General features: G+C 60.4%; 23 protein-coding genes. 7 read left to right on the top strand and 16 right to left on the bottom strand.

Annotated elements, in window-relative coordinates:
• Positions 1-41: 41 nt before the first annotated feature.
• The 5 genes from ACQZ6F_RS10115 to olsE form a co-directional block, all read right to left on the bottom strand.
• Positions 42-1,757, bottom strand: a complete 1,716-nt coding sequence (locus tag ACQZ6F_RS10115; protein ID WP_136686815.1) for a flotillin family protein — start codon at positions 1,755-1,757, stop codon at positions 42-44.
• Positions 1,754-2,407 (bottom strand): OB-fold-containig protein, encoded by a 654-nt coding sequence (locus ACQZ6F_RS10110; RefSeq protein ID WP_449091907.1) that lies wholly within the window; start codon positions 2,405-2,407, stop codon positions 1,754-1,756. Before ACQZ6F_RS10110 ends, ACQZ6F_RS10115 begins: the two co-directional genes overlap by 4 nt.
• Before the next feature lie 5 nt (positions 2,408-2,412).
• The gene (locus ACQZ6F_RS10105; protein WP_449091908.1) at positions 2,413-3,558 is read right to left on the bottom strand and encodes a PspA/IM30 family protein; all 1,146 of its coding nucleotides are present in this window, start codon (positions 3,556-3,558) and stop codon (positions 2,413-2,415) included.
• A gap of 271 nt (positions 3,559-3,829) precedes the next feature.
• Positions 3,830-7,153: a thiamine pyrophosphate-dependent enzyme gene (locus ACQZ6F_RS10100; RefSeq protein WP_077471915.1), complete on the bottom strand. Its 3,324-nt coding sequence runs from the start codon at positions 7,151-7,153 to the stop codon at positions 3,830-3,832.
• Positions 7,154-7,374: 221 nt separating this feature from the next.
• Positions 7,375-8,370 (bottom strand): ornithine lipid hydroxylase OlsE, encoded by a 996-nt coding sequence (olsE, locus tag ACQZ6F_RS10095; RefSeq protein ID WP_449091909.1) that lies wholly within the window; start codon positions 8,368-8,370, stop codon positions 7,375-7,377.
• Between the two features lie 133 nt (positions 8,371-8,503).
• Between olsE and aac(6') the strand changes: the two genes are divergently transcribed.
• Positions 8,504-8,944, top strand: coding sequence for an aminoglycoside 6'-N-acetyltransferase (gene aac(6'), locus ACQZ6F_RS10090; protein WP_449091910.1), 441 nt, complete (start codon positions 8,504-8,506; stop codon positions 8,942-8,944).
• Between the two features lie 24 nt (positions 8,945-8,968).
• On the opposite strand, the gene ACQZ6F_RS10085 is transcribed toward aac(6'), so the two are convergent.
• Entirely contained in the window at positions 8,969-9,631 is a 663-nt protein-coding gene (locus ACQZ6F_RS10085; RefSeq protein WP_449091911.1) for a GNAT family N-acetyltransferase, read from the bottom strand.
• A gap of 29 nt (positions 9,632-9,660) precedes the next feature.
• Entirely contained in the window at positions 9,661-10,344 is a 684-nt protein-coding gene (locus tag ACQZ6F_RS10080; protein WP_449091912.1) for a pyridoxamine 5'-phosphate oxidase family protein, read from the bottom strand.
• A 94-nt stretch (positions 10,345-10,438) separates the two neighbouring features.
• On the opposite strand from ACQZ6F_RS10080, the gene pdxR reads away from it, so the two are divergent.
• Complete coding sequence (gene pdxR / locus ACQZ6F_RS10075) at positions 10,439-11,866, top strand: MocR-like pyridoxine biosynthesis transcription factor PdxR (RefSeq protein WP_449091913.1); 1,428 nt, start codon at positions 10,439-10,441, stop codon at positions 11,864-11,866.
• Here pdxR and ACQZ6F_RS10070 read toward each other — a convergent pair.
• Complete coding sequence (locus tag ACQZ6F_RS10070; RefSeq protein ID WP_449091914.1) at positions 11,856-12,719, bottom strand: helix-turn-helix domain-containing protein; 864 nt, start codon at positions 12,717-12,719, stop codon at positions 11,856-11,858. The genes pdxR and ACQZ6F_RS10070 overlap by 11 nt on opposite strands.
• 132 nt (positions 12,720-12,851) lie before the next feature.
• Here ACQZ6F_RS10070 and ACQZ6F_RS10065 point away from each other — a divergent pair, with 132 nt between their 5' ends.
• Positions 12,852-13,787: a phytanoyl-CoA dioxygenase family protein gene (locus ACQZ6F_RS10065; RefSeq protein ID WP_449091915.1), complete on the top strand. Its 936-nt coding sequence runs from the start codon at positions 12,852-12,854 to the stop codon at positions 13,785-13,787.
• 61 nt (positions 13,788-13,848) lie between these two features.
• Here the strand turns inward: ACQZ6F_RS10065 and ACQZ6F_RS10060 are convergent, their stop codons facing one another.
• From ACQZ6F_RS10060 to ACQZ6F_RS10040, 5 genes are all read right to left on the bottom strand, one after another.
• A complete protein-coding gene (locus ACQZ6F_RS10060; protein WP_449091916.1) occupies positions 13,849-14,430 on the bottom strand; it encodes a histidine phosphatase family protein in 582 nt (193 codons plus the stop codon).
• Between the two features lie 69 nt (positions 14,431-14,499).
• Entirely contained in the window at positions 14,500-14,706 is a 207-nt protein-coding gene (locus ACQZ6F_RS10055; protein ID WP_034503887.1) for a hypothetical protein, read from the bottom strand.
• Complete coding sequence (locus ACQZ6F_RS10050; protein ID WP_449091917.1) at positions 14,703-15,458, bottom strand: COG4280 domain-containing protein; 756 nt, start codon at positions 15,456-15,458, stop codon at positions 14,703-14,705. Before ACQZ6F_RS10050 ends, ACQZ6F_RS10055 begins: the two co-directional genes overlap by 4 nt.
• Positions 15,459-15,555: 97 nt before the next feature.
• Complete coding sequence (locus ACQZ6F_RS10045; protein WP_449091918.1) at positions 15,556-16,455, bottom strand: MurR/RpiR family transcriptional regulator; 900 nt, start codon at positions 16,453-16,455, stop codon at positions 15,556-15,558.
• A 154-nt stretch (positions 16,456-16,609) separates the two neighbouring features.
• A complete protein-coding gene (locus ACQZ6F_RS10040; protein ID WP_449091919.1) occupies positions 16,610-17,647 on the bottom strand; it encodes an LLM class flavin-dependent oxidoreductase in 1,038 nt (345 codons plus the stop codon).
• 212 nt (positions 17,648-17,859) lie between these two features.
• On the opposite strand from ACQZ6F_RS10040, the gene ACQZ6F_RS10035 reads away from it, so the two are divergent.
• A complete protein-coding gene (locus ACQZ6F_RS10035) occupies positions 17,860-18,237 on the top strand; it encodes a cupin domain-containing protein (RefSeq protein WP_068401333.1) in 378 nt (125 codons plus the stop codon).
• A 60-nt stretch (positions 18,238-18,297) separates the two neighbouring features.
• Here the strand turns inward: ACQZ6F_RS10035 and ACQZ6F_RS10030 are convergent, their stop codons facing one another.
• Positions 18,298-19,980 carry a phosphoethanolamine transferase gene (locus tag ACQZ6F_RS10030; RefSeq protein WP_449091920.1) on the bottom strand — a complete coding sequence of 561 codons (1,683 nt, stop codon included), beginning with the start codon at positions 19,978-19,980 and terminating at the stop codon, positions 18,298-18,300.
• Positions 19,981-20,210: 230 nt separating this feature from the next.
• Here ACQZ6F_RS10030 and ACQZ6F_RS10025 point away from each other — a divergent pair, with 230 nt between their 5' ends.
• Positions 20,211-20,597, top strand: coding sequence for a response regulator transcription factor (locus tag ACQZ6F_RS10025; protein WP_077471926.1), 387 nt, complete (start codon positions 20,211-20,213; stop codon positions 20,595-20,597).
• 12 nt (positions 20,598-20,609) lie between these two features.
• On the opposite strand, the gene ACQZ6F_RS10020 is transcribed toward ACQZ6F_RS10025, so the two are convergent.
• Both ACQZ6F_RS10020 and ACQZ6F_RS10015 read right to left on the bottom strand, forming a co-directional pair.
• Positions 20,610-21,311, bottom strand: a complete 702-nt coding sequence (locus ACQZ6F_RS10020) for a phosphatase PAP2 family protein (RefSeq protein ID WP_449091921.1) — start codon at positions 21,309-21,311, stop codon at positions 20,610-20,612.
• 285 nt (positions 21,312-21,596) lie between these two features.
• Entirely contained in the window at positions 21,597-21,974 is a 378-nt protein-coding gene (locus ACQZ6F_RS10015) for a VOC family protein (RefSeq protein WP_449091922.1), read from the bottom strand.
• 375 nt (positions 21,975-22,349) lie between these two features.
• Between ACQZ6F_RS10015 and ACQZ6F_RS10010 the strand changes: the two genes are divergently transcribed.
• Positions 22,350-22,742 (top strand): YciI family protein, encoded by a 393-nt coding sequence (locus tag ACQZ6F_RS10010; RefSeq protein ID WP_449091923.1) that lies wholly within the window; start codon positions 22,350-22,352, stop codon positions 22,740-22,742.
• A 31-nt stretch (positions 22,743-22,773) separates the two neighbouring features.
• A complete protein-coding gene (locus ACQZ6F_RS10005) occupies positions 22,774-24,036 on the top strand; it encodes an RNA polymerase sigma factor (RefSeq protein ID WP_449091924.1) in 1,263 nt (420 codons plus the stop codon).
• The last annotated feature ends 15 nt before the right edge of the window (positions 24,037-24,051 follow it).

Here is a 24,051-nt window from a genome sequence, read left to right as displayed (position 1 = left end):
GCGGATTCCGGGGTTTTGTTTTAGCCGGTCAGGCGTAATCGTCAGGCCGGTTTGTCCGTCTCTTCGGTGTCGCCGTCATAATTGTCGTTTGACTGGACCACCGCGGGCTTGCTGTCGAGATTGCCGAGCAGCGCCGAGATGGCATTGTCGCCATCGAAACCGGCTTCCTTGAGCAGGCGGTCGAGGATCGGCTTGTTGGCCTGATAGGAGAGAAGCTGACCGGCGAGACCTTCGCCGAGGCCGACGCCACTGCCGCCAGTCGCTCCGTTGCCATTGCGGCCGAGCATGCCGCCGGTGTCGAAGATGCGGATATCCGAGATCTTTTCGATCGGCTTGACTGCTTCGGCAAGCGCTGCTGGAACGATGCGGATGCGCTCGCGGGTGATCTCGAATTCGATGATGGCGGGGCTGAGCTTGTTGCGTGCTTCATTGAGCAGCGCCTCGCTCTCGGCCGTGGCCTTACCGGTTTCCAGAATACCCTTGGCCTTGATGATCGCGGCATCGGCCTCGGCGGTGGCCAGTGTCTTGATGGCATCCGCCTGGTCGATTGCCGCCTGCTTTTCGGCTTCTGCGGCGATGGTGACAGCCGTTGCCTGGGTCTGTGCCCGCTTCTGTGCATCGATCACGGCGATCTGCTTTTCGCGCTCGGCGATTTCGACGGCCTTGGCGGTGCCGACCTTTTCTTCGGCGGCGATAGCGAGTGCACGGGCGGCTTCGGCTTTTGCCTTGGCTTCCGACTCCTCGCGGCTCTTGTTGGCAACTGCGATGGCGCTTTCCTGCGCTACGATCTGGTTGTCGCGGCGAGCTTCCGTTTCACGCTGCTGGACCGCACGGGCCGAGTCGATGTTGGCGGACTCACGCACCTGCTTGGCCATGGCCTCGCGTTCAGCGATGGCCTGCTCGGCGGCAATGCGGGCTTCCTCTTCCGAGCGCTTGGCGGCCTGTTCCTGCTGAGCGGTTTCGGCGCGGGTGGCAGCGGATTTATTGGCGATGTCGCGCTGCTGGTTCAGTTCGGCCTCGCGCTTCGTCCGATCGATGGTCAGCGATTGCTGCCGCGCCTCCAGGTCCTTCTGGGCGATTGCGACTTCGGTATCGCGAACGATTTCGTTGCGTTCCTTCTTGCGGCCTTCAGTGACGCGGGTGAGCGCGGCCAAACCATGAGCATCGAAGAAGTTGTTGGCATTGAAATGCTTGATGTCGGTCTGGTCGAGGCGGGTCAGCGACACCGACTCGAGTTCAAGACCATTGGATTGGAGGTCGGAACCAACGGCTTCCTGCACCGCCTTGACGAAATCCATGCGTTGCTCCTGCAGCGCGTCGAGGTTCATCGTGGCGGCGACGGAGCGCAGGCTGTCGACGAACTTCGCCTCGATCAACTGGCGCAGCTGCTCAGTGTCGTTGGTGCGGCTGCCGAGCGTCTGTGCGGCAAGGGCGATGGAGGAGGTGTCCGGCTTGACGCGGACATAGAACTCGGCGCCGATATCGACACGCATGCGGTCTTTGGTGATCAGCGCGTCGTTTTCGCCACGTTGGACCTCCAGGCGAAGGGTCTTGAGGTTGACACGGGCGATCGAGTGGAAGATCGGCAGGACGACGGAACCGCCGTCGAGGACGACTTTCTGGCCACCGAGACCGGTGCGCACATACGCCTCGTCGCGGCTCGAGCGGACGTAGAGCGAGGCGAGGACAAAGCCGATCCCGAGGATCAGGACGATGCCGATGCCTGCTGGCAGAAGAAGGTCATATAGGCCGTTCATTGGTGTTGCTCCGTAGAGGATTGATCAGCGGGACCGACAAGGTCCGATGGGGCGGGAACTGCGATGAAGATATCGGCCTTGCGATCGACAAGAAGGACCTCGGCGCCAACGCCGAGCGGGCCTTCGCCCTTGGCGGCACTGGCGCGCAGCTGATGCCAGTTGCCGTGCACGTCCTTGAGCGAAACGCGGCCGGGCAGGCCCTGGTCCAACGGTCCGACAGTGACTTTGGCGGTGCGACCGACGAAATCGCCGGCATCGACGACATAGGTCTCGTCGCGCGGAATGAGCCGCGCGATGGTACGGGTGGAGCTTCTCACCAGCGGGATGGTGAGAAAGGCGGCGGGGAGTACGGCCACCACTGCCGGCAGCGGTGGCCAGACCATGGCGGCCACCGCCTGCACGGCAAAGCCCGTGATGGCGAAGATGCCGAGCAGCAGCATGATCAGGATCAACAGCGGCACGCCGCCAAGGTTGATCCAGGAGAGCAGGCCGGCGACAACGCCATCGTGACCATCAAGATGTGGCTTGCCGATCATCTCGCTCAAGGAGAAACCGAGCAGCATCGAGAGGATTTCGATGGCGGTCAGGCCGATCAGGATCATCGCCGCGATGGCAAAGGGCGCACATTCGGGTGCGAGGAAGAGGTGCATGGTCGTTACTGATCATTCGCCTTGAAACGGGCAAGGCGCGCTGCAATGGCCTGCTCCCGGTGCAGGCGGTCAAGCTCATCGAGCTCGGCGCTGGTGGCAGGCTCGCCTGCCGGAACGCCGGTGAGGCGGGAGACGGCAGCGGCTGCACGCGCCGCACCTGCTGCCGGTGTCGCGCGCGGCACGCCACCAGTTGCTTCTTCCGGCGCGTGGCGGGCTACGCTGCGCTTGAAATCGGCCAGGCGGGCCTCCGCCTCGCGGCGGGTGGCAAGAACGGCCTGCAGCGCCTTCTGTCCTTCATCGATCTGTGCATTTGCATCCGCGAGCGCCTTGTCGAGCGCGGCGATCTGGGATTCGAGATCGATCTGGCGGGCGACGCCGGCCTTGGCGAGGTCTTCGCGCTCGGCCGATATCGCAAGGCGGATCTTCGCGTCGAGGGCTGTGAGATCGTCGACGATTTCGGTGCGGCGGCTCTGGATGCGGTATTCCTCGGCGCGTGCCTTGCCCAGATCGGCGCGCGCTTCGTCAGCGGCTGCGTCGATCTCATGCAGTGCCTGTTCTATGACTGCGATCTTGTTGGCGCCTTCCACCTTGTCGACTGCCGCGTTGGCGAGGCCGGCGATCAGTCGTCCCATGCGGGAAAGAATGCCTTCGTTCATCGTCATATTTTCCTCCGTTCGGGGAGAGTTTGGTGTGACCCCGATGTGAATCGCGTAGTGGCCGCCATCGGCGATCAGGTAGGCGGTAAGATTGGTGTCCCACCCCTTGAAGTAACCGGCCACGTCAAAGGGCACGGCGATACGGCCGCGCACCGTCGAGATTGTCAGATCCGACGGACCCTTGATGGCAAAGAGCTTTTCGTCGAGCGGCAGGCGGTTTGTGCCCGCTGGCTCGCCCCTGTTGGCCGCGAAATCACGCAGGCCGAGCGTTACGAGGCGCGCGGGCAAAGCGGTGCGTTCGCGGATGGTTTCATAGGCAAGCTCATGAAGCGTAACGAGGTTCGCCCCGGCTCTGTCCGGAACGATCTCTGCGAGCAGCCTCATCATCTGCCCGTATGCAGCGAAGGTCTCGTCCATCGCGTGTCGTGCCGCTGCATCGGGAGCGAGTTCGTATCGCAGATGCGTTGGGTGCAATGAAGCGGGTGCCTTTGCCATGCACTTCAAGTAAAGTACCGCTCAGGTGCTTTTCAAGAGATGGCACACGCAAACATGGATGAATTGTAATGAAAGATAGGCAGCATAGGTTGCAAAAACTTGATGCTTCGCGCTTCTGATACGCGATCGAGGGTACGCGCATCTCGGATCTATGTAGCAGCAGCCGCCAAATTGCGCCTAATCGGACGAACGCCTCACACTTGATGGAACAAGAGCGAGGCGTCGTTATCGGATCTGCGCGGCTGCAAGAACAGCGGCTACGCTATGATTGTTATTTTATCGTGCGAACTATCGCAGCACCCGCCGTCATGCCGCCGCCGAAGGCGACGAGGCCGAGATTGAGCGGCTCGGAGCGTTCATTGACGACGTGATGCATGGCAAGCGGGATGCTCGAAGAGCTGGTATTGCCATAATTCTCGATGACGCTCAGAGCCGGGCGACCGCTGCGCTTGGCGATGGTGTCGATGATGCGCTGGTTGGCCTGATGCGGCACCAGCAAATCGAGATTGGCGAGCTCAATGCCGGCATCGACGCAGGCGTCCTCGATCGAGCGGGACATGGAATGCACCGCTTCCGTGAAGACCGAGCGTCCGTTCATGGCGATGACGCCATCATCCGGCAGTGGAACGTAGAGCAGATCCCCTGGTTCCGGCCGGCCGCTGACGATCGGGCGGCTCGCCGTAAACAATGGATTGCGCGCCATGTCGCGTGTGGTCACCAGGCTTGCGGTAGCCGCGTCGCCGAAGAGAATCGCGGTAGAGAAATCCTTCATGTCGAGCAGAGGCGACAGTACCTCGGAGGTGACGATTAGCACCTTGGCGTCGTTCTGCTGCGCGATGAAGTCGTGGGCCTGCTGCAAGGCGTAGAGATAGCCGGAGCAGGCAGCGCCCATATCATAGGCCGCAAGCGACGGCCGAACGCCATCTTCCGCGACGGCCACTGCAACGCGGCTTGCCAGCGACGGCGTGGCGATATCGGGCGTTCCCGTCGCGGCAATCACCAGGTCGATATCGTGAATCGACATTTCGGTCTGGCGCAGCAGATCGCGGACGGCTTTTGTCGCGAGGCTCAGCGTGCCTTCACCCGGACTGATCCAGAACCGGCTCTTGATGCCGGTGAGCGCGAAGATCTCTTCGGCCCGACGGTTCGGCCAATGATGGATGATGTCCTCGTTGGCGACGCGGCGGCCGCCGGTGGCGATGCCGAGGCCGCTGACGGCGATTTCCGAGAAACTACCGGAGTGGCGGCGCAACGCCGGAATGGAATGTGACTTCAGGCGGCGCAATACAAACTTGTTCTGTATTTCGGAGGCGAGCGCGAAGTTCTGCTCTGCCATGTCGCGATTGGCGTCCACAGTCAGAAGCGGGCTGTCGGTCGCGACCTGGTCGCCGATCCGGACAAAAACCTCCTGTACCACGCCGCCGATATTGGCGCAGATCTCGACCGAAGCCTTGGTGGCTTCGACGACGGCAACCAGCTGACCGACTTCGATCGTGTCGCCTGGCTTCACCAGCAGATCGGTGATCAGCACGTTTTCGTCGGCAGGGCCGGAGCCGATCGCCTTGATGGCGGCGGTCGGGCCATTGTCGTCTTCCTTATGCCAGGTGACCTCGCATTCGAGGACCTCGGCCATCAGATCGACAAGCTTGCTGTAGGACGGCAGCGTCTCGAGCTGATTGCGGAAATTGAAAGGTACATGCGCGTCGGACCGGGCAAGCCTGCGCACGACGACCGGCACATCGGTCTTTTCCGTGACGGTGGCGACGATTTCCGCGCCCATGCCCACGGTGCGGTTGTCCTCATGGACGACGATCAGGCGGCGGGTGCGCCGGGCACTCGCCAGCACTTCCTTCTCGTCCCATGGCGAAATCGAGCGCAGGTCGATCACTTCGACGGAAAAGCCCTGGGCTTCGAAGGCGCTGGCCGCCTTGGCACAGAGAGAGACCGTGTTGCCATAGCTGACCAGCGTCAGGTCGCGGCCGCGGGCCACGTGGCGCGACAGGCCGGGATGGACGAAATGCTTGTCGAGGTCGGTCGAGGTGCGACCGTCGGAATTGTTGAGCACCGCCTTGGGATAAAGAAAGACGGTGGGGCGGCGCGATTCGAATGCGGCATTGAGCAGGCCAGCCGCATCGCCGGCACTGGAGGGCATGACGACGTCAATGCCTGGTGTGTGCGCCAGCATGCCTTCGAAGCTTTGGGCGTGGAACGGCCCGAGGCCCGGCTTGTAGCCGCCACAGCTTACCATGAGGATGACGGGCGATTCCCAGGCACCATTGGTGCGCCAGTACATGCTGCCCATTTCCGAAACGATCTGGTTATAGGCAAGCGGCAGGAAATCGGCGAATTGCAGGAAGGCCACTGGCCGTTGACCTGCGAGGGCACGGCCGACGGCGGTTCCGACAATAGTGGATTCGCTGAGAGCTGCGTTGTGAACGCGCTCGGGATATTTGGTGCTGAGACCGCGGGTAACGCCAAAGACATCGCCCTTCGGATCCTCCACGTCCTGTCCGAACAGCACCACTTCGGGATTGGCGGCCAGTTGCTTGTCGAGGACGTTGTTCAACGCCTCACGCATCGTCAACGTGGCTTCGCGTTCATTGCCGCGATATTCCGTCGTTTTGCCGAAGGAAGCAGGGTAGGGCGCCTTTGCTTCCGTCTCGACCTTGGGCGCATCTTCCCTGCGGGCGAGAGCGGCTTCGGCCTGTACTTCGGCCGTCAGTTCCTGCTCTATCTTCTCGAGCGCATCGGCATCGACACCAGCCTTGTGCAGCATCGCCCGCAGGTTCGGAAGCGGGTCACGCGAGGAGCCGGTCTCGATTTCCAGCAGGGTGCGATAGGTCTTCTGATCGTCGGCATTCGTATGGTCGGACAGGCGCTCGACATTGAGGAGCACGATGCTCGGCACGCGATTGTTCCGGCTGTGGCGAACGGCTTTGCGGAAGGCTTCCCGCGACGAGGTAAGGTCGGCCCCGTCGGTGCGGATGATGTCGACGCCATAGAAAGAGGATGCGGGTCCATCAGGCAGGTCGAAGAAGGTTTGCTTGCTCGTGCGCGTCGAGATCGAGAAACTGTTGTCCTCGATGACAAAGACGACGGGATACTGGCCACGAACGGCCTCGGCGACGGCTTCGACGAATTCGCCTTGTTGGGTGGTGCCATCACCGACGCAGCAGATGGCGATCGGCAGGCCGGCCTTGTGTTTCAACGCCGCGCCGACGCCTGCTGCGTGCAGCGCATTGTTGCCGACCGGGCCGACAATGGACGTGATGTTGAGTGCGCGGGAGGATAGATGGGCGCTCATCTGCCGTCCGGCGGAATGGGAATTGGCCGTGGCGAGCAGGCTTGAGAAAAACTCACGAATGGGCATGCCGCGGGCCAGCATCAGGGCCTTGTCGCGATAATGCAGATGCAGCCAGTCGTCGTCATGGAGGAATTCGTTGAGCAGCGCCGTCGACTCATGACCTGCGCCGGAGACATGAAAATGTGCTATGCCTTGCTTGATGAATTCTCGCTCAAGGCGATCTATTTCTCTAGAAATGAAAAATATTCTATGAAGCTGCTTGAGGTATTCTGTGCTAAACCTCCCTTCCATATCAATAATTTTCCTAATCTTTCATCATGATAATTTGTGTGGACCTAGGTAATCCCCTGGGATGCCTTTTTCAATACACGTTAAATGACAATATCTTCCCGGTTTGAAACGGAATTACGTGCATTGTCAGGTCGAAACTTTTCGGAATATTTCTGTCCACAGCACAAGCGTGACAGGGGCACCCGGTCACGGTCCTGACGGGTGCCCAGGCAAAAGCGTTTTCAGCTGCTCTTGCGGATCGGCGCATCGTTGCGCTGCCGCGCAGCCGCCGCCTTAGCCGCCTGCTCCTCTTTGAGGATCAGTTCCTTCGGCTTCTTGCCAATGATTTGCTTGCGGCCGGTCTTGGAGAATGGCTGAACGATCTGGGCAAGGAAGCTGTCGGCGACCTTGCCCGTGATGCCGATGTCGGTGGACGAGGGGCGAGGCGGATTATGGTAAGTGCCGAGGATCTGGTCCCAGATCACGAGGTTCTCGCCATAGTTGGTGTTGCCTTCGGCGAGCAACTTGGAATGATGCCAGCGGTGTAGGCGCGGGGTCGACAGGATCCAGTCGAGCGGGCCGGTGCGTACATCGATGTTGCAATGCGTGAGCAGACCGATGAAGGCCGTGACCGCTCCGATCCACAGGAAAACCGGCAGCGGCGCGCCGAGCAGATAAAGCGGGATCTGGCTGAGCGCGATCTTGAACAGGCTGTCGACTATGTGAAAGCGCCCGGTATTGATGACCCACAGGCGCTCGACGCTGTGATGCAAGGCATGGAAACGCCAAAGCGACAGGTGCTCATGCGCCAGGCGATGGGCGAGATAGAGACCAAGTTCGGCAATGACAAGGCCGAGCACGACCTGCACGGCCATCGGCCATTGCTCCGGCCAGATATCCGCTTTGTGGCTCAGAAAAGGCTGTGCCACCGTGGCTACCGCCATCGGAAACGAAGCGCCGATGGCCGCGGCAATCTGCACCGTCCCCTTGCTCAGAAGCGTGTGGGCGATGTTGTTGAACGTCTCGCCGTCAGGGTCGAGCCAGGTTTCCTCATAAGGCATGAGCCGCTCGAAGAGCGCGATAGTCACGACCACAGAGAAATAGACGACATTGAACCACAGCAGATGCATCTGGGAATTGAAGGCAAAATAGGAGCCCACCAGCCCGGCACAAAAGATGGCCGGCCACAGCAGGGATGAAACAGCAGCGTAAAGACGCGAACTGCTTTGAAATCTCATTCCATCGTCCTCAGATTTGGATCATCGAAGAATTCGTGCGCGAGTAAACGCGATATGTAGCGTGGTGATTGTGGAGTCGAAAGTGAAATTTTTCGCCACGGAGGCGAAGAGTGAGCCATTGAGAGGAGTACACATGCGTATTGAGGAGGCCGGACACGAGCATTTGGATGCGTGGGTGCGTTTGCGCTCCGAGCTTTGGCCCGGCGATTCGATCGAGCATCACCGATCCGAGCTTGAGCAGCTTCGTTCTGGTGAGGGTGCTATTGGGCTCGTTGCGATTGATGGTGCCGATCATGTCGTCGGTTTTGCTGAAGCGACATTGCGGCATGATTACGTCAATGGCTGCGACACATCGCCCGTCCTGTTTCTCGAGGGCATCTATGTTCGCCATGAGCATCGCCGGCAAGGCATTGCGCAGGCGCTTTGCCAGGCTGTTGCCGACTGGGGACGAGCCGCCGGCTGTGTCGAATTTGCATCCGATGCGCGGATCGACAATCTCGACAGCCACGCTTTCCATAACGCACTCGGTTTCGTGGAAACCCAGCGCGTGGTTTATTTTCGCAAATCTCTCTAGACCGGAACCCAGAGAGGAGCCGGCCTATCCGAATGTCAGCTTGGTTTTCTGCTGTCCCGCCGCGTCGAAATTCTCAGGCGCGAGCCAACGCTCGTAACCTGCCTTCAGGCGAGGCCAGTCGGCATCGATCATCGCAAACCAGGCGGTGTCACGGTTCTGGCCCTTCGCAACCATGTGCTGGCGGAAGATGCCTTCGAAGGCGAAGCCGAAGCGTTCGGCCGCCCGCTTCGACGGTTCGTTGAGGTTGTTGCATTTCCATTCGAAGCGGCGGTAACCGAGCGTATCGAAGACATAGGATGCGAAAAGGAAGAGGGTTTCAGTCGTCACTGGGCTGCGGGCGATTGCCGGCCCCCACAGGATGCTGCCGATCTCGATGACGCCATGCGTATTGTCGATCCGCATTAGGGCTTGTCGGCCTTCGGCTTTCCCCGTCCGCTTGTCGATCGTTGCGAAGAAAAGAGGATCGGCGCCAGATGCAGCTTTTTCAAGCCATGGAGAAAAGGCCGCGTAATTGGCGGGCGCGCTTTCGAAAAGATAGCGGAACCGGTCTTCAGCGCCGGGTTGCTGAGCCGAAGCATAGAGGTCCTCGCCATGGCGCGCCGGATCGAGAGGCTCGATCCTGACATAGCGGCCTTCGAGGGTGGTTCGTTCGGGGCGCGGCACGCCGTTCCAGTTGGCAAGATCCATATCAAAATCCTTTGGTCATCAAATGCAGTTTAGCGAAGCCGGCCGGATTGTATCAAGTCCTTGAGCGACTGCGGCAATTCCATTCCGTCCGGCGTGCCGGGCGCGGCCTCCGCTAGCGCCAGATGGCTTCTCATCGGCAAAACGCCGGCCCAGACCGGATGGTGAGCCTCGTCCATATCGCCCGGTGGACCGTTGCGGATCTTGGCGGAGGCCTCGTCGATCTTCATCCGCATCACCGATGTCGCCTTTACTTCCTGCTTGGTCATCGGCCTCAGGCTCTCCCAGCGGCCGGGAAACAGGTCCTCGACCAGACGTCGCAGCGCCTCGGTCTTTTCGTCGATGTCATCGACCAGACGGGCGGTGCCGAAGACCATGGCGGAGCGGTAGTTGACCGAATGATTGAAGGCGGAACGGGCGAGCACATAGCCGTCCATGATGCTGCAGGTGAGACACACCGGCATATCTTCCGCCGCGCGCAGAAAGCGGCTCGCGGATGAGCCGTGCCAATAGACATAATCGCCTTCGCGCCAGTGCAGGGTCGGCGTCACATAGGGTGCGCCATTGATGACATAGCCGACGTGACAGAGAGGCGCGGCATCGAGAATGGCATGGACGTCGGCATGGGCATGGCTCCCACGTTTTGGGCTGCGCCGGACGCGGGTGCGCTCGGTGGTCGGGTAATCCTTTGTATTTGGCGGGTAATGATCGGCCATGTCGTCCTCGTCGATTGATCCTTGATCTCTGACAACAAAGAGGTAGGCTATAAATAGCCAGTTTTTTGATTTTTAGCAGACCAGTTGGAGTGTCATGACAACAGTTGCACAGTGGCCGGCGCTCGATCGTGTTTCGGGCGATCTGGAAGGGCAGGTCTATCGGTTGATGCGCGATCGTATCCTGCGCGGGCAGATGCCGGCCGGGCAGCGTGTGCCGTCAACGCGGGGAATGGCGATTTCGCTCGGTGTCGCCCGGTCCACCGTCGTCAGTGCCTATGATCGCTTGAAGGAAGAGGGTTATCTGCAGTCGACGACGGGTGCGGCAACCCGCGTAGCGGCTTTCCCTTCGCCGGCGCCGTTTGGCCAGCTCGCAGCGCCATTACCGAATGCGCCCCGGATTACGGAATTCAAGAGGGGTGGATTGTTCGAGCCCGGAGTGCCTGACGTCTCCACCTTTCCACATGCGGCCTGGGCGCGATGTCTCGGTGCCCGTGGCCGGTCCCTTCGCGTTCATGATCTCGGCTATGGCGCCCAGAGCGGGCTTCCTGAATTGCGCGCGGCGATCCTCGATCATATCTCGGCGACGCGCGGTGTCGCCGCCCGGCCCGAGCAGGTGCTGATCGTGCCGTCGACGGGCGCGGCGATCGGGTTACTCGCCAGCGTGCTGCTTCAGGCCAACGGCTCGAATGGCGACATCGCCTGGATCGAGGATCCGGGCTATGCAACGGCGCAGGCACTGTTAAGGGTGGCGGGGGCCAACCTCGTGCCCGTCCCCTGTGACGAGGAAGGCATCGATATTGGTCGCGCGGCCGGGCCGCCGCCGCGACTGATCTATGTCACGCCCTCGCACCAATATCCGACCGGTGTCACCATGAGCCTGCCCCGTCGCCTGGCGCTGCTCGAATTCGCCCGCGCCACCGGAGCCATCGTTCTGGAGGATGATTACGATAGCGAGTTCCAGTATGCGACCCGCCCGATCGCCGCCTTGCAGGGCATCGATCGTGGCGAAGTGGTCGCCTATCTCGGCACATTTTCGAAGACGCTGGCCCCGGGCATGCGTGTTGCTTATGTCGTAGTGCCTTCCAGGCTCTTGGCGGCTGTCGAGGTGGCGCAGAGACTGAGGGGAGCGATCGTGTCGATCCATATTCAGGCGGCACTTGCCGATTTTATCAGCGAAGGCCGGTTTCGCGCGCATCTGCGCCATATGAACGCTGTTTATGCGGAACGCATGGCGGCAGTTGTCTCCGCGCTCAGGCATCACTGCGGCCAGTACCTTGCCGTCGGCGAAGGTAGTGGCGGCCAGCAGCTGGCGAGCTGGTTTCGGGACGCCACCGCCAATGACGTCACCGCCATGCGCGCCATCAATTCGCACGGCTTCGCATTGCGCGCCATGTCCTCGCTGCATCTCGGAGAGTCGCGGCCGGGACTGCTGTTCGGCATAGCCCGCATGGAAGCCCACGCAGCGGATGCGGCGGCGGCAAAGATTGCAAGACTGCTTGCGATGGCATCCATCAGCGGCTGACGAACAGCGCCCTGTATTGTCGAGGGGTCATGCCCTTTAACGCCTTGAACTGCCGGTTGAAGTTGGCGAGCGAGACGTAGCCGACTGCGTCGCTGATGTGGTGCACGGCCTGATCGGTGGAGGAAAGGCGGGCGCAGGCGTCACCGATGCGCATGCGGATGATGTAGTCGGATATGGCCAGGCCCGTGTGGCGTCGAAACATGCGATGCAGGCCGGAGACACTGAGCGCGGCAATATCGGCCAATTCGTCGAGGCTGATCGCGCGGGAATAGTGGAGATGCATATGGGTCAGCAAGCGATCTATGCGCTCGCGGCTTTCCTTGATGTCCGGTGCCTGAGCCGGCGCGCTTGCAAGCGGTATTGCCTGCCGGTCTTCCGCGGCGCCGGCGAGGATACCCAATAGCGACAGCAGTCGTTCGACGGGAGGCTTCTCGAAAATCGCCTCGAAGGCAGGCCGCAGGGCTGCGGCCGCAGCACTCGAAAAATGGAGACCATTGTCGGCGTGGCGCAGCATGGTTTCGATCGGCCGGAATTCGACGGCCCCACCCGTCATCTGCAACAACCAGTCGCGATGAAACCAGAGTACCAGCGCGACGTGGGGCTCAGACTCGTCGATCTTGGCGCGCGAGGCCCAGCTATGCGGCAGATTGGGGCCGACAAGGATGAGATCGCCGTCGCCATATTCGCCGCTGTGATCGCCGATGAAGCGCTGCCCGATCGAGTTCAGCGTCAGTGTGAGCTCAAACTCCGGGTGATGGTGCCACTGGAAAGGAATGCAATCGTCCAGCCTGCGATTGAGCATGCTCCACGATGCCTCTGGCGAGCTCGGCAACACTTCGAGATAAGGCTTCATAGGGCGCCCATACAGCACTAGACGCCAGAATAGTATCAGAATTGGCCAAAGCCGGGCAACATCAAAGCGGGAGCTGCGGTTACAACCGTTCTGTCACCCGAGACGAAGGGACCAGCCAGATGGAGGAAATCAATGCACCCTGCCTTGAAACGAGATGCCCACCCGACCGCATCCACGGTTACGACGCAACTGAAGGATATAAGGAAGACATTGCCGCTCAGGGTGCTGTCGAACGACGACTGGCAGCAGTGGATCACCAAGGGCTATGTGATTGTGCGCGGCGCCGTGCCCGCGGCGAATGTCGAGCGGCTTGTCGACGTTTTGTGGCGCTTTGACGAGAAAGATCCGAACGATCCTTCCACCTGGTATGCGCCGCAACGGCGCGAGCACAAGATGAAGGAGCTCAACAACACAGGCATGCTGGAGATCTACAATCATCAGTATCTCTGGGATAACCGCATGGAAAAGCGGATCTACGACGTCTTCGTCGACATATGGGACCGCGAGGATCTGTGGGTCACCATTGATCGGGCCAATCTCAATCCGCCAAAGAAGGTGAAGGGAAATCCGAACGGCTTCATTCATTGGGATGTGGACACTTCGATCCGTCCGTTGCCTATCGGTGTGCAGGGCGTGCTGAGCCTCAAGAAGCAGGATGGCGATGTCGGCGGATTTCAGTGCGTGCCGGCGCTCTTCGAGCATTTCGACGCCTGGGAAAAGACCCAGCCGGCGGATCGCGATCCGATGCATCCCGACATGACTGATCTGTCGGTCGTCAATATCGATATGGAGCCGGGCGACCTGATGATCTTCAATTCGCTGCTGGCGCACGGCGTGCGGCCGAACCACGCCGACAATCGCGTTCGCATGGCGCAGTACATCTCCATGCATCCGGCTGAGTTCGACAATGTCGGCGAGCGTGAGGAGCGTATTCGTCTGTGGCGGGAGCTCGATCACCCGCAGCGCGATGCCTTTCCCGGCGATCCCCGCGAATGGGAAAAGCACAACGCCTCTATGGCAGTGTTGACGCCATTGGGCGAGAAGCTGCTGGGGCTCAAGGCCTGGTAGGTATCATGCCTTGATTTCCAAGGAGGTATCGAGGGGCCTGCGTCGCTCGATACCGTTCGGATCAGATCTGATTCCAGCGACGGATGACCGGCTCGGTTATATCGTGTTCGTAACCGAGCACGCTGATGCTTGTGGTATCGAGCACCAATCGAGCGCCGTCTTCTGGCGGCAGGCCGACCCAGCGAGAGGCGAAGACGCGCAGGAAGTGAGCGCTGGAGAAAATCAGCACCGAGCCATTGATGGTGCGAAGTTCGCCTATGATCCGGTCGGCGCGTGCGCCGACATCGGCGGCCGTTTCGCCATTCGGGCAGCCGTCGCGAAAGACCTGCCAGCCTGGGCGTTCGGCGAGGATCGCCTTGGTGGTGATGCCCTCATAGGCGCCGTAATCCCATTCAGCCAGATCATCCTTGACGACCCGGCGGTCGCCGAAGCCGGCAAGCGCGCAGGTATTCTGGGCCCGCTGCGATGGGCTCGACCAGACGGCAGCGAAATCGATGGCGGGCAGGCGATCCGCAACCTTGCGGGCGGCTTCCTCGCCGGCTGATGTCAAGGGAATGTCAGTACGGCCGGTATGCCTGCCGGACAGGCTCCATTCCGTCTGCCCGTGCCGCACCAGATAGATTTCGGGATGGGCGCTGCTCATGTGACCGTTTCTCCATTTCGCCGATGCTGCCGAATTCTTCGCATCTGCGAGGGAGCGTGTCGAGGGGCGTTATCGCTTCACGGCGCGGCGGACGCTGTAGAGCAGAATGGCGAGGCAGCCGAGCAACAGCAGAACGGCTCCGGCAAGCGGCGGCATGGCGAGAAACTCGACCGCGCCTGCAATTGCGAGGATGAGGATCAGGCAGAGCGTGGCGAGGCTACCGTCATCGATGAACATGCCGATGAGTTCGGACAGGGCAATGCGGAGAACGGTCATTGGGCTGCCTTTGCTGTTGGGTTGCCGGTGGAGCCGCGCAGGCCACGGAGGATGGTGTAAGAGGCAAGCGAGACGATCGCAAAGATAGCGATCAGGGAGAGATCCGCGCCCGGCCAGTGAGCGCCAATGCCTTCGCCTGTCCAGAAAATCCCGAAGCTCGTCAGCATCAGGCCAACGACGAACTTAAGGGTATTTTCCGGCACAGTTGCGAGCGGGCGATGCACCAGCAGCCCGATCAGCATCACCAGAATGAAGGCGGCAAGAGCGCCGAGGCCGGCATAGAGCGTAAGGCCGTGCGCACCGCCGACGGCGACGACGATGAAAACCACCTCGACGCCCTCAAGCAGCACCGCCTTGAAGGCCGCAAGGCCGGCAAGATAATCGGCGCGGTTATCGGTCGATTGTGCCTGCAGGCTTGCGGTTTCCTTCGAGAAGGCGGCTTCCTCGTCATGTAGGGCGATGACACCAAGCGAGCGGAGGATGGCCTTGCGCAACCAGCGCATGCCAAAGAGGATCAGCAGAACGCCGACGACGAATTGCAGCGTTTCGATCGGCACGAGCGCCAGCAGCGGACCAAAGATGAGGACGAGGGCGGCGAGCACTGCAAGCGCAAGTGCGGCACCGGTCAGCGCCGGACGCCAACTCCGGGTCACGCCGACGGCGAGTACGATAGTGAAAGCTTCCACAACCTCGACGAATGAGCCGAGAAAGGATGCCGTCACGGTAGAGAGAATGGGTGTGAGGCTGTTCATGAGATGATTCCCGAATGACGGTTAGGGCTTTGATTTTGCATGGTCTTGTTCGGCAGATTTTCTTCATGTTCCAGGTGAGCTTGCGCCGCGTCGGCGTTCATTTCCGCTTTCGCGTGCCGCGTTTGGCCCAGGCCTTGTCGAGAGAACCGCGCAGCGTGCTCAGTTGGTCGAGGCTGTCGATGGCTGCATCCTTGTTCTTTGCCGCCAGCGCAACGATCATCGCTTCGATCAGCACCATCGTGCCGCCGTGCATGGCAAGGTGATCGGCATTGCCGCGCGGCACGGGCAGGATTTCGGCCACCTTGTCGGCGACCAGCGGGCCGAGGTCGTCGCTGACCAATATGACCGGTGCGTTCTGACGGGCTGCGTGTTCGAGCAAGATCTCAACTTCGCGGTAGAGCGGCGCATAGGCCATGATCAGCACTGCGTCGCCCTTGCCGATCCACAGGAGACGGTCGGCGAGCGCGATGCCTGAGGCAGAGAGAGGGTTTGTCGGCAGGCCGATGCGGTTGAATTGCAGGCTGGCATAATCGGCTATCGCGCCGGATGGGCCGATGCCGAAGACATGACGGCGAGGTGCGCCAACCAGAATATCGATGCAACGCTCGAAGCTTACGGCGAACTGCTCATGCCGCAGCGATTCCAATGCCTTGTCGTGAATGCCCATGACATGGCGCAACGCATCGCCAGCGTAGCCACCGGTTTCAGCGAGGGTTCGCTCCATTCGCGTGCTGGGCGACGGCGTTCCCGTCAGTTCCGCAAGTAGGGCAGCCCGCAGCGTCGACAGGCTTTCGAAGCCGAGGGCGCGGGCAGTGCGCACGACCGTCGCGTCACTGGTGCCGGCCAGCTGGGCGATCTGGGCAGCCGAATTGAGCAGGACCGCCTGCTTCTGATCGATGAAGAAGCGGGCGATGCGTTGCTCTGCGGGTGCAAGCGTATCGAAAACGGCGAGAACCCGGCTTTCGAAGGTCGGCAGCTCTTGCGTCCTGTCTGTCATCCTGGTGTTCCATATTCGTAGTAAATGCTACTTGCATGGATATAGGTAGCATTTACTACGAGCGAATGACAACAAAATTCAACGGATGCCTTGCCGTCTGGCGAGACATCCGCTGTTTCAGTCGATCATGGAGACCGCCTTGGTCGACCCCGGACTATGCCGCCAGAGCGGCCCGCACCGCCGGGATAACCTTCTGGCCATAGAGCTCGATGCAACGCATCATCTTCTCATGGCCGAGCGCACCGGCGCTATACTTCAACTGGAAGCGACTGATGCCGAGCGTCTTGACCACGGGCGCGAGCTTGGCGGCGACCGTTTCCGGCGAACCGACATAGAGCGAGCCCTTTTCGATCTCGTTATCGAACTCCGCCCGCGTCATGGGCGGCCAGCCGCGCTCGCGGCCGATGCGGTCACGCATCGCCTTGAAGCAGGGCCACAATTCTTCGCGCGCCTGTTCGTCCGTCTCGGCGATGTAGCCCGGCGAATGGATGCCGATCGGCCGCACGGGCTTGCCGAGCTGTTCGAAGGCGCGATGATAGAGATCGACATAGGGCTGGAAGCGATAAGGGCTGCCGCCGATGATCGCGAGCATGAGTGGCAAATCATAGTGGGCGGCACGGACAACCGATTCCGGGCTGCCGCCGACGCCGATCCATGTCTTCAGGTGGCCGCTCTCGATGGTCGGGAAGACCTTCTGGTTCTTCAAGGGCGGGCGGATGCTGCCCTGCCATGTCACCGGCTCGTTGGAGAGCAGTGCTGCGAAGAGATCCAGCTTTTCCTCGAAGAGCTTTTCATATTGTGAAAGCTCGAAGCCGAACAACGGGAAGGATTCCGTGAAGGATCCGCGGCCAAGGATGACCTCGGCACGACCGTTCGAAATGGCGTTGACGCTGGAGAAGCGCTGGAAAACCCGGATCGGGTCATCCGAGCTCAGCACCGTCACTGCCGATCCGAGATGGATCTTCGATGTGCGGCTGGCGATGGCCGCCAGTATGGTTTCAGGTGAGGAAACGGCGAAGTCTTCGCGGTGATGCTCGCCGATGCCGAAGAAGTCGATGCCCAGCTGATCGGCCAGGACGCCTTCTTCGACGACGTTGCGGAGAACCTGCGCGTGCGGCAATGGCGCGCCCTTGTCGTCAAAGGTCACGTCGCCGAAAGTATCCAGGCCGAATTCGACATTGTTTGTCGTCATGATTTTTCCTGTCATGTGTCGAAGTGATGTTGAGCAAGCATGTAGTGTCGTTCCCCATCGGCAACTACCCGGAAAGTTTCGGCCGAAACCTTCGAGGAATTCGATATGACGATGACAATCCAGGGTATGCGGCAAGGATGACGTTGCGTTCGGCGACGCCTCCGCCAATATTAGCTTTGCTATCAGCCCGATCGGGCCAGAGGAGGAAACACATGGTCGCACTGAAAAAAGTCAATCTTACCAAGGCTTTTGCCGCTTTTGACGAGACGTGGAGCCCGCGCGTCGGCGGCGACATCAACGATTTTCAGGTGAAGCTCGTCAAGCTGGATGGTGCCTTCCATTGGCATCATCATGAAGAGGAGGATGAGCTGTTCTTCGTCGTCAAGGGCACGCTGCGCATGAAGCTGCACGAGGAGAATGGCGGCGATATCGTGCTTGGCCCAGGCGAATATATCATCGTGCCGCATGGCGTGGAGCATTGCCCGGTCGCCGAGCCGACATGCGAGGTCGTGCTCTTCGAGCGGAATACGACGCTCAATACCGGCAATGTGGAAAACGAGCGGACTGTCAGACAGCCCAAGCGACTTTGAGCAATCCCGACTACTTGGCAGCCCCGTCGAAACGGGGCTGCCGGCTACTGCGTGGCGCTATCAGTTCTGCGCCAGCTTGTTAGACGGTGTGCGGCAGGCGGCAAACAGGTCCAGGCTGGGATCATAGACCTTCGTCGAGACATCCATCATGCCCAGAACACTGTGGAAGATGTTGTCGTGGGAGTGCGTGCCTGTGGCCGCATTCTTGGAGAGGCAGGCCATGTCGTAACCGCCCGTCTTTGCCAGATCGTCAGCCATCCACACCAGCATCGGTACAGTCGTCTGCTGTGCCGGGGCGATGATATAGGGCGTGCCGTGCAGGTAGATGCCGTTCTCGCCGAGCGACTCGCCATGATCGGAGAAATAGAGCACGGCGCCGGATATGGAGTTCGATCGCTGCTTCAGCTTGTCGATGACCATCGAGACGATGTGATCCGTGTAGAGGATCGTGTTGTCGTAGGCATTGGTGATCTCTTCCTGCGAGCAGGAGCTGAAGTCGTTTGAACGGCAATCGGGCTTGAAGCGGCGGAATTCCTCCGGATAGCGCTGATAGTAAGCCGGGCCATGGCTGCCGAGCTGATGCAATACGAGAACGCTGTCTCCCTTTACCTTGTCGAGCCAGCCATCGACCTTGTCGACGAGGATTTCGTCCTTGCATTCGCCGTCCTTGCAGAAGCGCGGATCGGCCGAAGGCGGCAGATAGGTGTAGGAAACACGGTCGGTCACATTGTAGCTGCCGGTGTCGTTGTCCAGCCAGGTCACACCGACTTTGGCGTGGGTGAGCACATCGAGCAGGTTTTCCGTCTCCAGTCCCTTGCGATGAGAATATTGTGCCCGGGTATAGACCGAGAAGAGGCAAGGTATCGAGGTTGCTGTCGCCGTGCCGCAGCTGCTGGTATTGGGGAAGTAAACGACATTGCGTTTCGCCAGCTCGGGATTGGTCTCTTTGCTGTAGCCGCCGAGCGAAAAGTTCTGTGCACGGGCGGTTTCGCCAGCCACGATGATCGTTACGCGCGGCTTGCCGTTGTCGACGGCGCCGACTTTGCGGGCGTCCGTCCCGAGAGGGCCTGCGACGACATTGGCATTCCTTTGCATGTCGATGCCGTAGCGCACCACGCTGGCGATCGGCACCACGGGATTGAGGGTATCCAACAGGTCGCGGTGCGCACGGCCGACGCCGGCATAGGTCTTGTAGAAGCTGGTGCCTGCGGCGACGAAGACGGCGGTACAGGCGAGAATGACGGCGGTGTTATAGACGAGCTTCCAGAGGATCGGGCGATGGATGATCCGCACCCAAATGATCACCAGCGCCGGCAGAACTCCGGTCAACAGCACATGCATCGCGAAACGTGTGGTGATCAGGTGCCCGGCTTCCGCGCCCGTCGAGACGGCGGCATTGCGGATCATTTCCTTATCGATGATCACGCCGAACTGATCGTTGAACCAGGAGGACACCGATGCCACCAGCACGAAGAAGATCAGGGCCGGCTTGGTGATGTATTTTGCCGAAAATAGCGTGAAAAGTGCCAGGATGGCAGCGGAAATACCCGCTACGAAGCCGACGAAGGCGAGCGGCTCCGAGGTAATGAAATAGACATAGGACTTCGCCCAGAAGGTCTGGTTTGTCACAAGAAGTACATAAAGGGTGGTTATAAGGCACAGTGTGACGCTGCCGATGGCTGGCCTGACGAAACGTCGGCCAGATGAAGCGTTATTGTCATTCAATGCTTTTCTCCGAAGCATGTGCTGTCGGCGGGACCGGAAAATCCCAGCCGCAGGCTGCAGCTTTGATTGCTAAAGCCATCTACGGTGGCGACCATTCCTGACAATTACCTGAACGGTAGACGCTTGAACACAGCTGTTTGCGTGTTGGCTCATATTCACTTTGCTTTTTGTGGCATTGCCGGCTGAATTTCAGGTCGCCGTCAGCAATCCCGATCATAGGATCCGTGATTGCAACCGGGGGCGCAATTGTGCGGGTTTTATTGGTCGAAGACGATCCGACGATCGGCAATGCCGTGCAGGATCACCTGCGTGCGGAAGGCTGGTCGGTCGAGTGGTCGATGACGCTGCAATCGGCAACAGCCGCAGTTACCAGCGAAATTCATGATGTCGTCCTTCTCGACCTCCGCCTGCCGGATGGAAGCGGCCTCGACGTGCTGAAGCGTATGGAAATACTGGGGAATTCGACGCCCGTGATCGTGATGTCGGCCTATGATCAGCTATCGGACCAGATGACGGCCATCGGTATCGGCGCCGTCGACTATCTCGTGAAGCCTTTTGGGCTTGCCGAGATGACCGCTCGTGTGCGGAAGGCAGTCAAATGGAGAGAGCGCACCAGGCTGCGCAATGCAGGATGAGCGTTGCCGGTCTCAGGACTGGATGGATGATGGCCCCGAGCGAATAAAATCGATGACTGCCATGGCTGCTGCAAAGACAACCAGCGACAGAAGCCAGCCCAGAATGGCGTCCGACAGGTAGTGGGCTCCGGTGAAGACGCGCATGAAAGGCATCATGATGGAGATGACGGCAAGCGGGATGCCGAGCGGAAAGCGGAGGCGCGGCGGCAATAGCAGCACGAGACAGAGCAGCCAGCCGCCGGAGGATGCTTCACCGGAAACGAAGGAGCAATTTCCAAGGCACTTGCCGGCGAATGAGCCCGCCTGCGCGAAATCCAGCCCACCGCCGAAGAGATCGGTGCCGCGGGGCCTTGGCCTGCCCGAATAGCCCTTGAGCAGCGTATTGACGATAAGACCGCAGCCGATGGCGAGGGAAAGCAGGGCGGCGATGTATTGATCGGTCTTTACCGTCCGCCAGCTTGCGCCGTATCGGCGCCAGGACGTGACCAGCGTCGCCAGCAGAGCGACAATGGCGATGTAGGGCAGGGCGAGCGTCACTTCGCGCAAAATTTCGAGAAGAGGGTTTTTCGCAAGGGCAAAGGTGCCGCAGATTTCGCCCACAGGCGTCGATGATGCGCAGGGTACAGCAGTAAAGACGCTCTGAGCGACGGAAAGATCGATGCCAGGAAAGCGATTGAACACGAACAGCAGCAGCCACCAAAGCGTAAACAGCACGAGAAACGCTATAAGGGACCTGCTTACCGGCGTTGTTCGCTTTGCATATGCTGCGCCATCATAATTGTCGAACATCGAAACGCCGGCCACTGTCTGAACAAATCCAAAACAAGCGTCCGCGGGTGTTCTTATAGAACACTGAACGGCTGCCCCCGGGCGTCCCTTATGACAGAAGCCTGACAGCAACCTGAAAGATGAAATGCCTACAGAAGCTAACGAATTGTTCGATAACCGTCGGGTAAGGCCCAACGGTTCGATCAGGTTTCGGCGGCCTCTGCGTTACGGCTATTCACCGGTCTTGAAATAGGCTTCCAGCCGATAGCCGTCGGGATCGATGACGAACGCCGCGTAATAGAACTGGCTGTAATCCGGCCTGATGCCTGGCGAGCCGTTGTCTTCCCCGCCATTGGCGATGCCGGCGGCATAGAAAGAATCGACGGCTTCCCGGCTCGGCGCGACTAAACAGAAATGAAGACCGGAACCGCGATCGGCGGGCACAGGGTGTTCCACTTCACTCACCCAGAACTGGGCGCGTTCCGCGCCGTATCCGACCGTGCCGTCGAAATTGGTCAGGCGTTCATAGCCAAGTGGCGAAAGTGCCGCGTCATAAAATTGCTGCGCCCGCGCCAGGTCTTTGACGCCGATCGAGATATGGTCGAACATAGAAACGAGCTCCCGCCGTGTTGTCTGCAAAACTTTGTGCAAGACCGTGCCCCTGGGGAAGCGCCGGATAGTCCAAAGTCTGCAGATCCAATTCGGCCCCACCTTCTTGCATGGATTGTGGGAAGTCAACAAAGGCGATCCGGCAGTTTGAAAAGGCCTGGATGCGAGGGAATTCGACGAGGGTTCCCAGGTTGCCTCCGCCTTTTCGATGCTGGTAAATTGGGTCGGCCGAGCGCATTTCCGTCGCGTTCTGGAAGCGAATGCGAATTTTTTTCGAAGTGCCTGTCGATTTTAAGCTGCCTGCTTCGTCGTCGATATGAGCGGGATGATCGTGCTGCAATGGTGCAGGCGGCTCGCTTTTAAAGGAACAGCCCCATGCGTTTCATGTCTATCGTCACTGCCACCGATTTCCTGCAGCCGTCGCCAGAGCTTGCTGCGGCCATAAACAAGCTTGCCGACCGGGAGATCAAAGCCGGCCGGATGCTCGACACAGCGGGCCTGATGCCGCTTGCGACCGGAGCGCGGGTCACTATCAAGGATCGCGAATTGCGCGTCATCGACGGGCCTTTCGTCGAGGCCAAGGAAGTCGTCGGCGGCTATGCGATCTTCGAGCTGCAGAGCAAGGAGGAGGCCGTGGCACTGGCGGTCGAATTCATGCAGCTGCACAAGGATTTGATGCCTGGCTGGGAGGGAACATGCGAAGTGCGCGCCTATTTCGAGCATGGCACGGAAGCGGTCTGCGATCCTCTTGTCAATGCCACCCTTTGAGGCTGACGGCTAGCAATCGGGACAGGCGGCCGTGACGGCCGCCGCCACTCATCGGACGATCCTCGCCGTATGGCGGATCGAGCAGCCCAGGCTGATCACCAGCCTGGCAAGGATGCTGCGTGATGTGCCGCTGGCTGAGGATCTGACGCAGGAGGCGCTGGTTGCGGCCCTGGAGCGCTGGCCGCACGCGGGAGTTCCCGAACGGCCCGGTGCCTGGCTCATGGCGACGGCCAAACGCCGGGCACTCGATCATCTGCGCCGCCGCCAGATGCTCGAGCGCAAGCACGACATGATCGCCCGGGACATGGAAGAGGATCAGCAGGCCATGCCGGATCTCGATGCTGCGCTGGACGACGATATCGGCGATGAAATGCTGCGGCTGGTGTTCACCGCGTGCCATCCGCTGCTATCGCGCGAGGCGCGCGTGGCGCTGGCCTTGCGGATGGTGTGCGGACTGACGACCGAGGAAATAGCCAGGGCCTTTCTTCTCCCGGAAGCGACGATCGCCCAGCGCATCGTTCGCGCCAAACGGACGCTGTCGGACTCGGGATTGTCTTACGAAACACCGCATGGCGAGGAACTGTCGCAACGGCTGGCGACGGTGCTGGAAGTGGTCTACCTGATCTTCAACGAAGGCTACACGGCGGCGCGCGGCGAAAACTGGCTGCGGCTGCAGCTCTGCAACGAGGCACTGAGGCTGGGGCGGGTGCTGACGTCGGTGGCTCCGCAGGAGCCGGAGGCCTATGCGCTGCTTGCCCTCATGGAATTGAACGCATCCCGCGCGGCGGCGCGGACGGATGCCGCTGGCGACCCGATCCTGCTCCTTGATCAAGACCGCGCGCTTTGGGATCAGCTGCAAATTCATCGCGGCTTTCAGGCACTAGCCAGGGTGCGGGAGCTTGGCGGTGTGGGTGGTGCCTACGCCCTGCAAGCGGCGATTGTCGCCTGCCATGCGAGAGCACCAACGGCGGGGGAAACCGATTGGAGGGGTATCGCCGATCTCTATGCGGAGCTTGCGGCCGTCCTGCACTCGCCCATCGTCGAGCTCAATCGCGCGGTTGCCATCGGCATGGTCGACGGTCCGGCGGCGGCACTGGAAATCATCGAGAAGCTTGCGCATGAACCGGCATTGAAGACCTATCATCTCCTGCCCAGCGTTCGTGGCGATCTTCTGTACAAGCTTGGTCGTTATAATGAGGCACGCTGCGCATTCGAGGGGGCGGCGGCGCTTGCCGGGAATCAGCGGGAGCGCGATCTGCTGATGCGCCGGGCCGCCGAGGCGGCATCCGCCTGAAAGGAATGGACCCGC

The organism is Rhizobium sp. A22-96, from assembly GCF_053521805.1.
This window is presented reverse-complemented; position numbering and strand designations above follow the sequence as displayed.

Coding starts and splice junctions, on each gene's coding strand:
- ACQZ6F_RS10115 (WP_136686815.1), bottom strand. CDS start 1,757: ATGAACGGCCTATATGACCTTCTTCTGCCAGCAGGCATCGGCATCGTC.
- ACQZ6F_RS10110 (WP_449091907.1), bottom strand. CDS start 2,407: ATGCACCTCTTCCTCGCACCCGAATGTGCGCCCTTTGCCATCGCGGCG.
- ACQZ6F_RS10105 (WP_449091908.1), bottom strand. CDS start 3,558: ATGGCAAAGGCACCCGCTTCATTGCACCCAACGCATCTGCGATACGAA.
- ACQZ6F_RS10100 (WP_077471915.1), bottom strand. CDS start 7,153: ATGGAAGGGAGGTTTAGCACAGAATACCTCAAGCAGCTTCATAGAATA.
- olsE (WP_449091909.1), bottom strand. CDS start 8,370: ATGAGATTTCAAAGCAGTTCGCGTCTTTACGCTGCTGTTTCATCCCTG.
- ACQZ6F_RS10085 (WP_449091911.1), bottom strand. CDS start 9,631: ATGGATCTTGCCAACTGGAACGGCGTGCCGCGCCCCGAACGAACCACC.
- ACQZ6F_RS10080 (WP_449091912.1), bottom strand. CDS start 10,344: ATGGCCGATCATTACCCGCCAAATACAAAGGATTACCCGACCACCGAG.
- pdxR (WP_449091913.1), top strand. CDS start 10,439: ATGACAACAGTTGCACAGTGGCCGGCGCTCGATCGTGTTTCGGGCGAT.
- ACQZ6F_RS10070 (WP_449091914.1), bottom strand. CDS start 12,719: ATGAAGCCTTATCTCGAAGTGTTGCCGAGCTCGCCAGAGGCATCGTGG.
- ACQZ6F_RS10065 (WP_449091915.1), top strand. CDS start 12,852: ATGCACCCTGCCTTGAAACGAGATGCCCACCCGACCGCATCCACGGTT.
- ACQZ6F_RS10060 (WP_449091916.1), bottom strand. CDS start 14,430: ATGAGCAGCGCCCATCCCGAAATCTATCTGGTGCGGCACGGGCAGACG.
- ACQZ6F_RS10055 (WP_034503887.1), bottom strand. CDS start 14,706: ATGACCGTTCTCCGCATTGCCCTGTCCGAACTCATCGGCATGTTCATC.
- ACQZ6F_RS10050 (WP_449091917.1), bottom strand. CDS start 15,458: ATGAACAGCCTCACACCCATTCTCTCTACCGTGACGGCATCCTTTCTC.
- ACQZ6F_RS10045 (WP_449091918.1), bottom strand. CDS start 16,455: ATGACAGACAGGACGCAAGAGCTGCCGACCTTCGAAAGCCGGGTTCTC.
- ACQZ6F_RS10040 (WP_449091919.1), bottom strand. CDS start 17,647: ATGACGACAAACAATGTCGAATTCGGCCTGGATACTTTCGGCGACGTG.
- ACQZ6F_RS10035 (WP_068401333.1), top strand. CDS start 17,860: ATGGTCGCACTGAAAAAAGTCAATCTTACCAAGGCTTTTGCCGCTTTT.
- ACQZ6F_RS10030 (WP_449091920.1), bottom strand. CDS start 19,980: ATGCTTCGGAGAAAAGCATTGAATGACAATAACGCTTCATCTGGCCGA.
- ACQZ6F_RS10015 (WP_449091922.1), bottom strand. CDS start 21,974: ATGTTCGACCATATCTCGATCGGCGTCAAAGACCTGGCGCGGGCGCAG.
- ACQZ6F_RS10010 (WP_449091923.1), top strand. CDS start 22,350: ATGCGTTTCATGTCTATCGTCACTGCCACCGATTTCCTGCAGCCGTCG.